The 13,598-nt window shown below is 60.8% G+C and carries 14 protein-coding genes; 6 read left to right on the top strand and 8 right to left on the bottom strand.

The genetic code is table 11. The annotated features are described in order from the left end of the window. Nucleotides 1–49: 49 nt before the first annotated feature. The 5 genes from ACKZ62_RS21395 to ACKZ62_RS21375 all read right to left on the bottom strand — a co-directional run bounded on the left by ACKZ62_RS21395 (nt 50) and on the right by ACKZ62_RS21375 (nt 5,438). Complete coding sequence (locus ACKZ62_RS21395) at nt 50–1,084, bottom strand: AbrB family transcriptional regulator (protein WP_032889255.1); 1,035 nt, start codon at nt 1,082–1,084, stop codon at nt 50–52. Beyond that, a complete protein-coding gene (locus ACKZ62_RS21390; protein WP_032888527.1) occupies nt 1,077–2,591 on the bottom strand; it encodes a tripartite tricarboxylate transporter permease in 1,515 nt (504 codons plus the stop codon). The genes ACKZ62_RS21395 and ACKZ62_RS21390 overlap by 8 nt, the downstream gene beginning before the upstream one ends. Nucleotide 2,592: 1 nt before the next feature. Continuing rightward, entirely contained in the window at nt 2,593–3,051 is a 459-nt protein-coding gene (locus ACKZ62_RS21385) for a tripartite tricarboxylate transporter TctB family protein (RefSeq protein ID WP_032888529.1), read from the bottom strand. Between the two features lie 63 nt (nt 3,052–3,114). Continuing rightward, entirely contained in the window at nt 3,115–4,104 is a 990-nt protein-coding gene (locus ACKZ62_RS21380) for a Bug family tripartite tricarboxylate transporter substrate binding protein (protein ID WP_163033161.1), read from the bottom strand. A 41-nt stretch (nt 4,105–4,145) separates the two neighbouring features. Then, nucleotides 4,146–5,438 carry an OprD family porin gene (locus tag ACKZ62_RS21375; RefSeq protein WP_447095796.1) on the bottom strand — a complete coding sequence of 431 codons (1,293 nt, stop codon included), beginning with the start codon at nt 5,436–5,438 and terminating at the stop codon, nt 4,146–4,148. A 235-nt stretch (nt 5,439–5,673) separates the two neighbouring features. On the opposite strand from ACKZ62_RS21375, the gene ACKZ62_RS21370 reads away from it, so the two are divergent. Both ACKZ62_RS21370 and ACKZ62_RS21365 read left to right on the top strand, forming a co-directional pair. Continuing rightward, nucleotides 5,674–6,345 carry a two-component system response regulator TctD gene (locus ACKZ62_RS21370; RefSeq protein WP_017736361.1) on the top strand — a complete coding sequence of 224 codons (672 nt, stop codon included), beginning with the start codon at nt 5,674–5,676 and terminating at the stop codon, nt 6,343–6,345. Then, nucleotides 6,338–7,723 carry a two-component system sensor histidine kinase TctE gene (locus tag ACKZ62_RS21365; protein WP_032888534.1) on the top strand — a complete coding sequence of 462 codons (1,386 nt, stop codon included), beginning with the start codon at nt 6,338–6,340 and terminating at the stop codon, nt 7,721–7,723. The genes ACKZ62_RS21370 and ACKZ62_RS21365 overlap by 8 nt, the downstream gene beginning before the upstream one ends. On the opposite strand, the gene ACKZ62_RS21360 is transcribed toward ACKZ62_RS21365, so the two are convergent. Both ACKZ62_RS21360 and ygfZ read right to left on the bottom strand, forming a co-directional pair. Continuing rightward, the gene (locus tag ACKZ62_RS21360) at nt 7,724–8,545 is read right to left on the bottom strand and encodes an HDOD domain-containing protein (RefSeq protein WP_032888536.1); all 822 of its coding nucleotides are present in this window, start codon (nt 8,543–8,545) and stop codon (nt 7,724–7,726) included. 36 nt (nt 8,546–8,581) lie between these two features. After that, nucleotides 8,582–9,523: a CAF17-like 4Fe-4S cluster assembly/insertion protein YgfZ gene (ygfZ, locus tag ACKZ62_RS21355; RefSeq protein WP_447095795.1), complete on the bottom strand. Its 942-nt coding sequence runs from the start codon at nt 9,521–9,523 to the stop codon at nt 8,582–8,584. Nucleotides 9,524–9,663: 140 nt separating this feature from the next. Between ygfZ and ACKZ62_RS21350 the strand changes: the two genes are divergently transcribed. Further along, on the top strand, nt 9,664–9,918 hold the full coding sequence (locus ACKZ62_RS21350; RefSeq protein ID WP_032888540.1) for an FAD assembly factor SdhE: 255 nt from the start codon (nt 9,664–9,666) through the stop codon (nt 9,916–9,918). Next, on the top strand, nt 9,902–10,348 hold the full coding sequence (locus tag ACKZ62_RS21345; protein ID WP_447095794.1) for a protein YgfX: 447 nt from the start codon (nt 9,902–9,904) through the stop codon (nt 10,346–10,348). Before ACKZ62_RS21350 ends, ACKZ62_RS21345 begins: the two co-directional genes overlap by 17 nt. Here ACKZ62_RS21345 and nadB read toward each other — a convergent pair. Beyond that, nucleotides 10,317–11,933: an L-aspartate oxidase gene (gene nadB, locus ACKZ62_RS21340; RefSeq protein WP_447095793.1), complete on the bottom strand. Its 1,617-nt coding sequence runs from the start codon at nt 11,931–11,933 to the stop codon at nt 10,317–10,319. The genes ACKZ62_RS21345 and nadB overlap by 32 nt on opposite strands. Before the next feature lie 462 nt (nt 11,934–12,395). On the opposite strand from nadB, the gene rpoE reads away from it, so the two are divergent. Then, nucleotides 12,396–12,977, top strand: coding sequence for an RNA polymerase sigma factor RpoE/AlgU (gene rpoE, locus ACKZ62_RS21335; protein WP_003172477.1), 582 nt, complete (start codon nt 12,396–12,398; stop codon nt 12,975–12,977). Nucleotides 12,978–13,009: 32 nt separating this feature from the next. Further along, complete coding sequence (locus ACKZ62_RS21330; protein ID WP_032888545.1) at nt 13,010–13,591, top strand: sigma-E factor negative regulatory protein; 582 nt, start codon at nt 13,010–13,012, stop codon at nt 13,589–13,591. Nucleotides 13,592–13,598: the final 7 nt, after the last annotated feature.

Below are 13,598 nucleotides of genomic sequence, written 5' to 3'. Positions count from 1 at the left end.
CCGCAGATGGTAGCAAAGTTTCATCTGGGTGCCAGGCAAAGGCGTCTGTTTAGTGCATCGGCTGGCGGTTCCAATGCCGGAACAACGGCTCCGCCAGAAACAATACAAACAACAACCGCATTACCTGCATCGCCGTCACCAGCGGCACCGACAGTTGCAGGGTTTCGGCCGTGAGGCTCATCTCGGCGATGCCGCCGGGCATCATGCCCAGGGTCAATGAGCGCAGGTCCAAGTGGGTGAGGGCACTCAAGCCCACCGCCGCCAGCGTCGCCAGCGCCATGGTCAACGCCGTGCCGATCAAGGTGCGAACCATGAACGACGGAGCGCGCCGGAAGAACTGACGGTTGAAGTGGCAGCCCAAGCCGCTGCCGATCAGCCATTGGCCAATCTGGCTGCCGCCGTCAGGTAACCCGATGTGCAGGTCCCACACCACGCTGGCGGTGGCACTCACCAACAAGGGGCCGAACAACCAGGGGTTTGGCTGACGCAAACGCTGCCAGCCCCAGGCTACCAGCGCACCCAGAGGAAACAGCAACGCCAGCCACGCCCAACTCACCGGTGCCGGATGAAACTGCGGCGCGCCGCCCTCCAGCAAATACTTAAAAATCGCCGGCACACACAACACCACTACCAGCACCCGCAGGCTCTGGCCCGCTGCCACGCGGCTGAGCACCGCGCCATTGCGTGCGCCGAGGTTGACCATCTCACCGGAACCGCCCGGCATGCTGGAGAAAAACGCGGTGGCGCGGTCTTCACCGCTGCGGCGCATCAGCCACACGCCGACCACGCTCGACAGGCTGGTGACCAGCGCGCCGAAGAAGATCAGGCCGAAGTGGCTCATCACCTGTTCAATCACCAACGGGGTGAAGTGCAGGCCGATGCCGATGCCCACTACCCATTGACCGCATTTGCGCCCGCCGGGAATCTCCGCCAACTGCCATGGCGTGAGGCAACGCACGAGGATGATCGCCAGCAACGAACCGACCATATACGGCAAAGGCCAGCCGACCAGGCTGGCCAGGTAACCGCCGGCCAGACCGACCAGCGGCGTTCCCCACCATTGTTTAAAGGTGACCTCAGACATCGGCCACGGCACGACGCTGTTGGGCACGTTTACGCCAGATACGCAGCAACGGTACAAACAGCATGATGGCGGTCAGTACCCAGACGCCAAAGGTGATCGGGCTCGACCACAGGATTTCCAGCGCACCGTTGGAAATCGACAGCGCACGGCGCAGGTTCTGCTCCATCAGGCCGCCGAGGATAAAGCCCAGCAGTACCGGCGACAGCGGGAAATCCAGCTTGCGCAGGATGTAGCCGAAGATGCCGATACCCACCATCAGGAACAGATCGAAGGTGGTGGCGTGCACCGCATACACACCGATCGCTGTGATGATGGCGATCACCGGCACCAGCGCCCAGTTCGGCACGGCGAGAATGCGCGTGAAGATGCGGATCATCGGGATGTTGAGGATCACCAGCATGATGTTGGCGATAAACAACGAGGCGATCAGGCCCCAGACGATGTCCGGTTGCTGTTGGAACAGCAGCGGGCCAGGGGTGATGTTGTACAGCGACAGAGCACCGATCATCACCGCCGTGGTGCCCGAACCCGGTACACCCAGTGTCAGCATCGGTACCAGGGCGCCACAGGCGGAAGCACCGATGGCCGTTTCCGGCGCGGCGAGGCCACGCATGTCGCCCTGGCCGAATTTGCCGCTGGCACCGGCCAGGCGTTTCTCGGTCATGTAGGCGACGGCCGAGGCCAATGTCGCACCTGCGCCGGGGAGTACACCCATGATGAAACCGAGCAGGCCGCAGCGGATGTTCACAACGAACACCGAACCCGCTTCCTTCAGGTTGAACATCATCCGCCCGGTGGCCTTCACCGCTTCCTGGCCACGGTGAGTTTTTTCCAGCAGCAGCAGGATCTCACTGATGGAAAACAGGCCCAGCACCAACACCACAAACTGGATGCCGTCGGTGAGGTGGATGTTGTCGCCGGTAAACCGGTACACGCCGCTGTTGGCGTCAATACCCACTGCCGAGAGGAAGAGGCCGATCAGCGCCGCAACAAACGTTTTCAGCGGTTTGTCACCGGCCATGCCGCCCAGGCAGACAATCGCAAATACCATCAGTACGAAATATTCCGCCGGACCGAAGGCAATTGCCCATTTGGCCAGCAGCGGCGCAAACAGCACCATGCCGCAGGTAGCGATAAACGCGCCGATGAACGAGCTCCATGCCGACAAGGACAACGCCACGCCAGCCAGGCCTTTACGGGCCATCGGGTAGCCGTCGAGGGTGGTCATCACGGTCGACGCTTCGCCCGGAATGTTCAGCAGGATTGAGCTGATACGGCCGCCGTATTCGCAACCCAGATACACGGCCGCCAGCAGGATCAACGCCGATTCCGGCGGCAGGCCCAGGGCGAATGCGATGGGGATCAACAGTGCTACGCCGTTGATCGGGCCCAGGCCCGGCAGCAGTCCGACCACAGTGCCGATCAAGGTGCCGCAGAGGGCGGTCACCAGGTTGTAAGGGGACAGTGCAACGCCGAAGCCCTGGCCCAAATAGCCGAAAGTATCCATATCAGTTCTCCAGAACGTCGAGCAGGCCGAGGGGCAGCGGAACATCCATGGCTTTATCGAACAGCAGATAAAGACCAATGGCCATCAGGCTGACGATCACCACGCTGGGCACCCAGCGGCCGCCGTACAGACGCGCCATGGGAATGCCGATCAGCATGCTGCTGAGAATGAAGCCGAGGGGTTCGAAGGTGGCGGCAAACACGATCAACAGGGCTACGCAGATGCAGATCTTGATCAGGGTCTGGCGGTCCAGCGCCGGTTCTTCCTCGGTGTGCTTGGTAGGTTGCGGGCGAAACAGCATGTAGATCAGTGCCAGGCTCATCAGCCCTAGCATCAGCAGCGGGTAGGCACGAGGCCCCACCGGCTCGTAGGAAAATGCCGCCTGATACGGCCAAGCCATCAATGCAAGGCCGGCACAGGCCAGCAACAGCACAGCGGCAAAAATGCGTTGTAAGAGCATGTAGAACTCCTGGGCCGCGCCCCTTGTGAAAGAGGGCGTGGCCGCACTTGGAAGGCGGGGCGATTACTGGATCAGGCCGAACTCTTTGGCCAGTACTTTGTAGTCAGCCACCTGTTTCTTCACGTAGGTGTCCAGCTCCGGGCCGGTCATGGCGAACGGGAACAGCTCACGCTGGTCACGCAGCTTGGCGAACTCGTCCGAGGCCAGCAGTTTGTCGAACGCCTCTTTCCACCAGGCATAGTCGGCATCGCTGACTTTTGGCCCCAGGTAGAAACCGCGCACCACTGGCCAGACGATGTCGTAGCCTTGCTCCTTGGCGGTCGGAATGTCCTTCATTTCTGGCTCGTCCAGCCGCTTCTCGGAGAACACCGCCAGCAGGCGCATATCGCCACTCAGGATGTGCGGCATGGAGTCGGAGATGTCGGTACTGCCCACCTGGATGTGACCGCCGAGCAAGGCAGTAGCGATTTCGCCACCACCTTCGAGGGCGACATAACGCAGCTCGCGCGGGTTGATCCCGGCTGCCTTGGCGATCAGTGCCGTTTGCATCCAGTCCTGGCTGCCGACGGTGCCGCCGGAACCGATCACCACGCTGCCCGGATCTTTCTTCAAGGCTTTGACGAGATCGTCGAGGGTCTTGTAGGGCGAATCACTTTTCACTGCGATGGCGCCGTAGCTGGTGCCAACTGCCGCCAACCAACGCACGGCGCTTTCATCAAAACGACCGAACTTGCCTTGCGCCAGGTTCAACAGCGAACCGCTGGACCAGGCCACCAATGTGCCTGCATCAGCAGGGCGCTGGGCGACCACCGCGTTGTAAGCCACTGCGCCCACGCCGCCCGGCATGTAGGTCACGCGCATCGGCTTGCTGAGCAACTTCTCGTTGACCAACGCGCTTTGCGCCAGTTTGCAGGTCAGGTCAAAACCACCGCCGGGGGAGGCCGGGGCGATGCATTCCGGGCGCTTGGGTTCATCGGCAGCCAGCAGTTGGCCGGCGAACAGCATGCAGCCGGCGGCGAGGGCAAATTTACGCAGTGAAAGGGTCATGGTTATCTCCGTCTTTATTGTTGTGAGGTTCTACTTCCAGAGCACACTTACCAAAGGGCAACGCTGTAGCTGACCAGCACGCGCATTTCATCCGCGTCACGGGCTGAATAGTTGGAACGGTACGTGGCGTTACGCAGGCGTACAGCGACGTCTTTGAACGTGCCGGTTTGCACCACGTACTTGATTTCGGTGTTGCGTTCCCACTCTTTACCGGTCTCGCCGTTCTTGAGTTTGATGTTGTCACCCGACAGGTAACGGCTCATGAAACTCAGGCCGGGAATGCCCAGCTTGGCGAAGTCGTAGTCGTAGCGCGCCTGCCAGGAGTGCTCGTCGGCGCCGGCAAAGTCGTTGATCTGAACGAAGTTGACCAGGTACGGGTCACTGCCATCCACATACGGGAAGGCGCTGTCGCCGGACATGTGCTGGTAGCCGGCGCTGAGCTTATGGCCATTGAGGGCATAGCTGAACAGGCCGTTGAGGGAGGTGTTGTCGATCTTGCCGCCACGGGCTGCACCGGTGTCATCACTGATAGCCAGGCGCAGGTCAGTGGCGAAGGTGCCGGGGCCGATCGGGCGTGCGGCCACCAGGCCGAGGAAGTGCTGGCGGTAAACGTCGTCGAGCTGGGCGAAGTGGTAGCTACCGGTGATCTTGTCGGCGAACTTATAGTCCACGCCACCGAAGTTGAAATGCTTGCCGGTGGCGCCGCTGAGGAAGCGGCTGTTCTTGTTGTTGAGGGCGATGTCCTCGTAGTTGCTGTCGTCGCGGTCCTTGGCCTTGTCCAGGCGACCGCCGGTGAACGTCAGGTTCTTGAACTCCTTGGAAGTCAGCAGGCCGCCGTTGAACGTCTGCGGCAGGATGCGGCCGTCGTTGGGCTTGAGGATCGGCAGTTCAGGCATCAGCGAGCCGATCTTCAGCTCGGTGGCGGAGATCTTCACTTTGCCGGTCAAACCCAGCTTGGAGTACTCATCGGCGGCGCGACCATCGTCATGGGTCGGCAGCAGGCCGGTACCGGTGCGGTCGGGGCTGGAGTCGAGTTTGACTCCGAGCATGCCCAGCGCGTCGACGCCAAAACCGACGGTGCCGTCGGTGTAGCCCGATTGCAGGTTGAGCATGAAGCCCTGGGCCCATTCGTCGCGCTTGGATTGCTGTGCGCTGGTGCCGTCGCGAAAGTCGCGGTTGAAGTACATGTTGCGGGTTTCCAGGGTCGCGCTGCTGTCTTCAAAGAAGGCAGCCTGGGCAAGCGGCGAAAAGCCGGCAAGGGCAGCGGCACTGGCAAGGGCTGTGTGGGTCAGGCGGGAAAAACGAACAGGCGGGCAAGCCTGGGGCTGGGTCGACAGCATCGTGTTGCACTCCGTTATTGTTCTTATTTTGGCGAAAACGCATCGAGGCGTTTTTCGGACGCGACTCATCTGGTCGCTCGGCGGGCATGACCCACCTTGGCTGGATGCTAAAGGGCGAAGCTTTCACTAACCTTTCAGCTGCCTTTCAATGTTTTCGGGCTTCACAGGGCAGGCGGCGCCTGTAAACTGCCCGCCAAGGCGTGGCATCGACCACCCATGAACGAGGTAGAAATCCATGCGTGTCCTCTTGGTTGAAGACCATCTGCAACTCGCCGAAAGTGTCGCCCAGGCGCTCAAGAGCACGGGTTTGACCGTCGACGTACTGCACGATGGCGTGGCCGCGGACTTGGCCTTGAGCAGCGAGGAATACGCGGCGGCGATCCTTGATGTGGGGTTGCCGCGCATGGATGGTTTCGAGGTGCTGGCGCGTCTACGCGCTCGCGGAAAAAATCTGCCAGTGCTGATGCTCACCGCACGCAGTGATGTGAAAGACCGCGTGCATGGCCTGAACCTCGGCGCCGATGACTACCTCGCCAAACCGTTCGAACTGACGGAGCTGGAAGCCCGGGTCAAGGCGCTGCTGCGCCGCAGCGTGCTGGGCGGCGAGCGCCAGCAGACCTGCGGCGTGTTGGTGTACGACCTCGATACTCGGCGCTTCACCGTGGGCGGCGAGCTGATGACCTTGACCTCTCGCGAGCAAGCCGTGCTCGAAGCCTTGATCGCGCGCCCGGGCCGGGTGATGAGCAAGGAGCAACTCGCGTCCCAGGTGTTCGGCCTGGACGAAGAGGCCAGCCCGGATGCAATCGAAATCTACGTGCACCGGTTGCGCAAGAAACTCGATGGCCAGCCCATCGCCATCGTGACCTTCCGCGGCCTTGGCTACCTGCTGGAAGCCCGCGATGCATAAGCCCAGCAGCCTGCGCTGGCGCCTGCTGTGGAACTTGGCGCTGTTGCTGGTGCTGTTGATGCTCGCCAGTGGCATGAGTGCCTACTGGAACGGTCGCGAAGCGGCCGACACCGCCTATGACCGCACGTTGCTGGCCTCGGCACGGACCATCGCGGCCGGCCTGACCCAAGTGGACGGCACCCTCAGCGCCAACGTGCCCTATGTCGCCCTGGACACCTTTGCCTACGACAGCGCCGGGCGTATCTACTACCAAGTCAATGACATCGACCAGAAGCTGATCTCCGGTTACGAGAACCTGCCCGGCCCGCCGCCGGGCACGCCTCGCACCGATGACTATCCGGCGCTGGCGCGGTTTTACAACGCCACGTACCAAGGCCAGCAGGTGCGTGTGGTCAGCCTGCTCAAGGCCGTCTCCGAGCCGAATATGAACGGCATGGCGGAAATCCGCGTGGCCGAAACCGATGAAGCGCGCGTGAGCATGGCCCGCAGCCTGATGGCCGATACCTTGCTGCGCTTGGGTATGCTTGCGATCGGCGCCTTGTTATTGGTGTGGTTCGCCGTAAGCGCAGCGCTGCGCCCGCTGGAGCGCTTGCGCACGGCAGTGGAAGAACGCCAGCCCGACGACTTGCGGCCCTTGCCGTTGGTGGAAGTGCAGCATGAGTTCGGTCCGCTAGTGCGTTCCCTCAATCACTTCACTGAGCGCCTGCGCGGGCAGTTCGAACGCCAGGCGCAGTTTATTGCCGACGCGTCCCACGAACTGCGTACACCGTTGGCGGCACTCAAGGCGCGGCTGGAACTGGGTCTGCGCGCGGAAGATCCGGCGACCTGGCGCAGCACCCTGGAAACCGCCGCCCAGGGCACCGACCGCCTGACCCATCTGGCCAATCAATTGCTGTCCCTGGCACGCATTGAAAATGGCGCGCGGGCGATTGCCGAAGGGGGGGCGCAGTTGCTGGATCTGAGCCAGTTGGCCCGTGAACTGGGCATGGCCATGGCGCCCTTGGCCCATGCGCGTGGCGTGGCATTGGCGCTTGAGGCCGACGAGCCGGTGTGGTTGCGCGGTGAGCCGACGCTGCTGAACGAGTTGCTGAGCAACCTGGTGGACAACGCCCTGGCCCACACGCCACCGGGTGGCAACGTGATTTTGCGGGTGTCGGCGCCTGCGGTACTGGAGGTGGAAGATGACGGCCCAGGTATTCCGCTGGATGAACGCGATCGGGTGTTCGAGCGCTTCTACCGCCGCAGCCAGCAAGGCATGGGCTCAGGCCTGGGGTTGGCGATTGTCGGCGAAATCTGCCGCGCCCATCTGGCGCAGATCAGCCTGCACGATGGTGCGCAGGCGGGGTTGAAGGTGCGGGTAAGTTTTATCGCCGGTTGATCAGTCGAACATCAAGCGGGCTTCATCCAGCTCTGCGCGCAGTTTTTCACTGTAGGGGTCGACCCGCAGTTTCTTCATCGCCGGCACGTTGGAGACTTCCACCTTTGCCAAGGGGTGATCGGTGCCGTGATGGCAATACAGCACGGCGATCTGCACCAGGTCGATGTAGTCGAGGCTGGCGGAGTCGCGTTCCAGGTTCAGGTACTGGCCTGGCAGTTTCGCCAGCATTTCCGGGAAGTCCCAGCCACCGAGCAACTTGTCGCCCAATACCGGGTGGATGCTGTCGATGACATGGTTGAGGCTGACCGGGTCCGACAGCAGTTCGTAGTGGTCTTCGGCGTAGGTCAGGATCGGCAACACGCCGATCTGGTGCACCAGTCCGCCCAACGCTGCCTGGTCCGGCTTGAGCTGACTGTGGCTGCGGCACAACGCATAGCTCACGCCCGCTACTTCCAGGCTGCGGCGCCACACATCGCGCATTTTCTGTTCTACCGTTTCGGAGCGGGCGTGGAAGATCTGTTCCATCACCAGGCCGATGGCCAGGTTGCTGCTGTAGTTGGTGCCCAGCCGGGTGATGGCGGTGTGCAGGTCGGTGACTTCCTGAGTGGCGCGTAACAACGGGCTGTTGACCACTTTGATCAGGCGCGCCGACAGCGCGGTGTCGCGACCGATGACTTTGCTCAAGTGGCTGATGCTGATTTCCGGGTCTTCAGCGGCCTGACGGATGTTCAGGGCCACTTCCGGCAATGTCGGCAGAACCAGGTCATCGTTGTTGATGGCCTTAACCAACGCCTGTTGGACTTTTTCCGCCAGTTTGTTCATTCATGCTCTCTAGGGTGCTGCAAAAAGGTACGGCGACTAACGCTGGATTTCTCGATCGCGGTCGAGGGTATAAGGCAGCTCAAGCAGCTGTAAACCTGGGCCTTCCAGTGTGCCTAAGTGCACATCGCCACTATCGGCTGCTTCGGCTTGCAATACGGCCAGAAGTTCAATCGCTTGGTCAGCTTTTGCTGCAATCACCACTTCGCCGATCGAGCTGTTGTGGCTGGCGGAAAACAGTGGGGTGCCTGGCTCGGGCATGTCAGCCGCGTTGAGGCTCAGGCGGTACAAGCGGCGCTTGAGTTTGCCCAGGTACTGCATGCGCGCGACGATTTCCTGGCCGGTGTAGCAACCTTTCTTGAAACTCACGCCGCCCACCGCTTGCAGGTTGAGCATTTGCGGGATGAAGACTTCGCGGGTTTGCGGCATGACCTGGCCGATGCCAGCGCGGATCTGGCCCAGCAGCCATTCATTCAAGTCTGCTTCTTTTACGTGAGCGGCCAGTTGGCTGCGGACGGTGTCGGCTTGCTCGGCAGGCACCCAGAGTTCGGCGCGGGCTGGGGATACGCGGATGGCGATCAGTGCGTCGGCACGCGCAACGCTGTCAGTCTCGGCTGGAAGTTCAAGACCCAGGCTGGCGAGTGCATGGTCAGCGTTCGATAGGCCGAAACGCACCCAGGCGGCGCTTTCGTCGGTGAGCTTGGACTTGGAGAACACCGCGTATTTCTTCAGGTCGGCCAGTTGCGGTTCCAGCAAATCGGTGGCCATCGCCATCAATACTCCGTCACCTTGCAAGAGGATACGGAAGCTCGATTGCATGCGGCCTTTTTGCGTGCAGCGCGCGCCGAGGCTAGCCTGAGTATCACTCAGGTAATTGAGGTTGCAGGTGAGCTGGCCCTGCAGGAACTTGGCAGCGTCGGAGCCGCGGACGGCCAGAACGCCTTCGTGGGACAGCGGGCAGAAAAAAGCGGAGTCAGCCATGGGTCATCGCAGGTCAAAAAGTCATGGGTGCATCATAGAGGGGCGCCCGGCAAATGGATAGTTTCCATATGGTGCGACCAAAGCCGGCTGTTCCGGGGCCGTGGTGCCTGTATACTTGCGCGCTATTTGAGGAGCGCTCCATGGTCGAAGAAGTAGAAATCAATCGCCTCTACTGGCACAGCCGTCGTGGCATGCTGGAGCTGGATGTGTTGTTGGTGCCTTTCACCAAAGAGGTGTACGCCACGCTCAATAAAGTAGATCGCGACCTCTATGTCCGTCTGCTCGAATGCGAAGACCAGGACATGTTCGGCTGGTTCATGGAACGCGCCGAATCGGAAGATCCTGAGCTGCAGCGTATGGTTCGGATCATTCTGGACCGTGTTCAGCCCAAGTAATCGTTTTGAATGCCGCTGGCGGGCCTCACGGCTAATGCTGGCGGCGTATGTGCTCGCCCAGCTATTCGCGCTGGGTGCGTTGTTGGTCCTCGATTCCCCCTTTGCTTTCCTTGGCGTGCTGTTATGCCTGGCCCATGCGGCCTGGGTGCTGCCGCGTCATGTCCTGTTGACCCACCGTTCGTCGATTGTTGGCCTGCGTCGCGATGAGGATGGCTGGCAGTTGTTCAGTCATGAGCGCGGTTGGCACAGCGTGCAGTTGCGCCCCGACAGCCTGGCGTTGCCGCTGATTGTCGTATTGCGCTATCGGGTTCAGGGCGAGTGGCGGAAGCGTTCCGTCTGTGTCCCACGGGATTCGCAGGTCGCCGATGTGCATCGGCGCCTGCGGGTACGCCTGAAGTTCAGCCGCCGAAGGTGGTTGGCACCAGAATAGTGTCGCGGGCTTCTGGCAGCGTCTGTGGATAGTCGAGGGTGAAATGCAGGCCTCGGCTTTCCTTGCGTTCCATGGCCGAGCGGATCATCAGTTCCGCGACCTGGGCCAGGTTGCGCAATTCGATCAGGTCACGACTGACTTTATAGTTGCTGTAGAACTCGTCGATCTCATCCAGCAGCAAACGCACGCGGTGCTGAGCCCGTTGGAGGCGCTTGTTGGTGCGCACGATCCCCACGTAGTCCCACATGAACCGCCGCAGCTCGTCCCAGTTGTGCGCGATGATCACGTCTTCGTCCGAATCTGTGACCTGGCTGGCATCCCAGCGGGGCAGGGCGGTCGGCACTGGGGTGTGCGGCAGTTGGTCGAGAATGTCTGTCGCCGCCGAGCGCGCGTAGACAAAGCATTCGAGCAAAGAATTGCTGGCCATGCGGTTGGCGCCGTGCAGGCCGGTGAAGCTGGTTTCGCCAATCGCGTACAGGCCGGGCACGTCGGTGCGGCCGTGCTGGTCGACCATCACGCCACCGCAGGTGTAGTGCGCGGCGGGCACGACGGGGATCGGGCCTTTGGTGATGTCGATATTGAACGCCAGACAGCGCTCATAGACCGTGGGGAAGTGGGTTTTAATGAAGTCTTCGGGTTTGTGGCTGATGTCCAGGTACACGCAGTCGACACCCAGGCGCTTCATTTCATGGTCAATGGCGCGGGCGACGATATCGCGCGGGGCCAATTCGGCGCGCGGGTCGAAGCGCTGCATGAAACGTTCGCCATTCGGCAGTTTCAGGTGTGCACCTTCACCACGCAGCGCCTCGGTGATCAGGAAGCTCTTGGCCTGCGGGTGATAAAGGCAGGTGGGGTGGAATTGGTTGAATTCCAGGTTCGCCACCCGGCAACCCGAACGCCAGGCCATGGCAATACCGTCGCCGCAAGCGCCGTCGGGGTTGCTGGTGTAGAGGTAGACCTTGGCCGCACCACCTGACGCGAGAATGGTGAAGCGTGCGCCATAGGTGTCGACTTCGCCGCTGGAACGGTTGAGCACGTAGGCGCCGAGGCAGCGCTCGCCGTCCAGGCCCAGGCGTTTTTCAGTGATCAGGTCAACGGCGACGCGCTGCTCCAGCAATTCGATGTTAGGACGCTGGCGGGCTTGGTCGAGTAGGGTCTTGAAGATCGCGGCGCCGGTGGCGTCGGCGGCGTGGATGATGCGGCGGTGGCTGTGGCCGCCTTCGCGCGTGAGGTGGAATTCGAAGCCGCCGTCGTCACTGCTCGCGTGTTCGTCGCGGGTGAACGGCACGCCTTGATCGATCAACCATTGAATCGCCTCGCGGCTATGCTCGACGGTGAAACGCACCGCATCTTCGTTGCACAGGCCACCGCCAGCGTTGAGGGTGTCTTCGACGTGGGATTGCACCGTGTCGGTATCATCCAGCACGGCGGCCACACCACCCTGGGCCCAGAATGTGGAGCCGTTGGCCAGGTCGCCTTTGCTCAGGACCGCAATGCGCAGATGGCTGGGAAGGGTCAGCGCTAGGCTCAATCCTGCCGCGCCGCTGCCGATCACCAGGACATCGTGTTGAAACTGTTGGCTCATTTGAAGGATTCCGCAAAAAGCGATCCAAAGGTCAGGCGCAGACAGGAGGCCTGGATCGGCGAATCAAAGGGTCACACGGGCCACTAGTATATAGAGGGGGGGAGCGGCACAATAGCCGGGCATTCGTGGCAATGTGAGATTACGGTGCGCAGCTCGGGTAAAATCAGCCGGTTGTTGAAGCGGGAACTTTTTGCATAAGCCCCGACTCAATAGCAGGTTGCCCGAAAGCTGGGAAACGTTGAGTTTATTGGCCCGTCGGGAGCATTGGACGCGTCAGAAAACCGGCGACAAGATTATTCGCGCAGCCGGCGTTGCCCGCGCTGCGTTTTTCGTGTGTGCCAAATCAGTGCATGCCGGAAACTTGCTTGAAGGGGGAGAACTTTTGCGAAAAGTCCGAGTCTATGTTTGCAAGCCTGATCGTTTAGTTATGCAAGCCTCCTTCAAGTACAACGAGGAGTGTTCATGCTAACCCAGGAAGAGGATCAGCAGCTCGTCGAGCGCGTTCAGCGCGGCGACAAGCGAGCATTTGATCTGCTAGTGCTGAAATACCAGCACAAAATTCTCGGGTTGATCGTGCGGTTTGTGCACGACACCCATGAAGCGCAGGACGTTGCACAAGAGGCCTTTATCAAGGCTTATCGTGCACTGGGCAATTTCCGCGGTGATAGTGCGTTTTACACGTGGCTGTACCGCATCGCCATCAACACGGCGAAGAACTATCTGGTGTCTCGCGGACGCCGCCCACCAGATAGCGATGTAAGTTCAGAAGATGCAGAATTTTACGATGGTGATCACGGCCTCAAAGATCTCGAGTCGCCGGAGCGTGCATTGCTGCGCGACGAGATCGAAGGCACCGTTCATCGCACAATTCAGCAACTGCCAGAAGATTTGCGTACGGCGTTAACTTTACGTGAATTCGATGGTCTGAGTTACGAAGACATTGCGAGCGTCATGCAGTGTCCGGTGGGGACTGTGAGGTCACGGATTTTCCGGGCCCGGGAAGCCATCGATAAAGCCTTGCAACCTTTGTTGCAGGAAAACTAAAGACAGCGGCGACAGCCAAGAGAGGAACCGCCATGAGTCGTGATGCCCTGCAGGAATCGCTGTCCGCAGTGATGGATAACGAAGCGGATGAACTGGAACTTCGTCGAGTGCTCAACGCATTTGATGATGCCGAAACCCGTGACACCTGGTCTCGTTACCAAGTCGCTCGGGCGGTGATGCATAAGGATCTTCTAATCCCTCGTCTGGATATTGCTGCGGCTGTTTCTGCTGCGCTGGCCGATGAAGCCGTTCCGGCAAAAGCTGCTCGTGGTCCTTGGCGTAGCCTGGGTCGCCTGGCAGTCGCTGCCTCGGTGACAGTTGCAGTGCTTGCTGGTGTTCGCCTGTACAACCAGGACGAAATTGCTGGTGCCGAACTGGCCCAACAGACTCAGCAGCCGGTCATGGCCGGTCCGCAAGTCAAAGGCCCAGCTGTACTGGCCGGCTACAAGGAAAGCTCTGACACCACTGGCCCTATGGCCAACGGTGTACTTCAAGGGCAATCGCAGGACCAGCGTCTTCCAGGCTACTTGCGCCAACACGCACAGGAATCAGCCTTGAAAGGCACTGAAAGCGCTCTGCCATACGCTCGCGCTGCAAGCCTGGAAAATCGCTAAACCGCTA

The organism is Pseudomonas sivasensis, assembly GCF_052938085.1.
The sequence above is the reverse complement of the archived record's forward strand: the minus strand, read 5'-3'. Positions and strand labels throughout refer to the sequence as shown.

Excerpts from the sequence above, each read along its gene's own strand:
- ACKZ62_RS21395 (WP_032889255.1), bottom strand. The coding sequence starts at position 1,084 with ATGTCTGAGGTCACCTTTAAACAATGGTGGGGAACGCCGCTGGTCGGT.
- ACKZ62_RS21390 (WP_032888527.1), bottom strand. The coding sequence starts at position 2,591 with ATGGATACTTTCGGCTATTTGGGCCAGGGCTTCGGCGTTGCACTGTCC.
- ACKZ62_RS21385 (WP_032888529.1), bottom strand. The coding sequence starts at position 3,051 with ATGCTCTTACAACGCATTTTTGCCGCTGTGCTGTTGCTGGCCTGTGCC.
- ACKZ62_RS21375 (WP_447095796.1), bottom strand. The coding sequence starts at position 5,438 with ATGCTGTCGACCCAGCCCCAGGCTTGCCCGCCTGTTCGTTTTTCCCGC.
- ACKZ62_RS21370 (WP_017736361.1), top strand. The coding sequence starts at position 5,674 with ATGCGTGTCCTCTTGGTTGAAGACCATCTGCAACTCGCCGAAAGTGTC.
- ACKZ62_RS21365 (WP_032888534.1), top strand. The coding sequence starts at position 6,338 with ATGCATAAGCCCAGCAGCCTGCGCTGGCGCCTGCTGTGGAACTTGGCG.
- ACKZ62_RS21360 (WP_032888536.1), bottom strand. The coding sequence starts at position 8,545 with ATGAACAAACTGGCGGAAAAAGTCCAACAGGCGTTGGTTAAGGCCATC.
- ygfZ (WP_447095795.1), bottom strand. The coding sequence starts at position 9,523 with ATGGCTGACTCCGCTTTTTTCTGCCCGCTGTCCCACGAAGGCGTTCTG.
- ACKZ62_RS21350 (WP_032888540.1), top strand. The coding sequence starts at position 9,664 with ATGGTCGAAGAAGTAGAAATCAATCGCCTCTACTGGCACAGCCGTCGT.
- nadB (WP_447095793.1), bottom strand. The coding sequence starts at position 11,933 with ATGAGCCAACAGTTTCAACACGATGTCCTGGTGATCGGCAGCGGCGCG.
- rpoE (WP_003172477.1), top strand. The coding sequence starts at position 12,396 with ATGCTAACCCAGGAAGAGGATCAGCAGCTCGTCGAGCGCGTTCAGCGC.
- ACKZ62_RS21330 (WP_032888545.1), top strand. The coding sequence starts at position 13,010 with ATGAGTCGTGATGCCCTGCAGGAATCGCTGTCCGCAGTGATGGATAAC.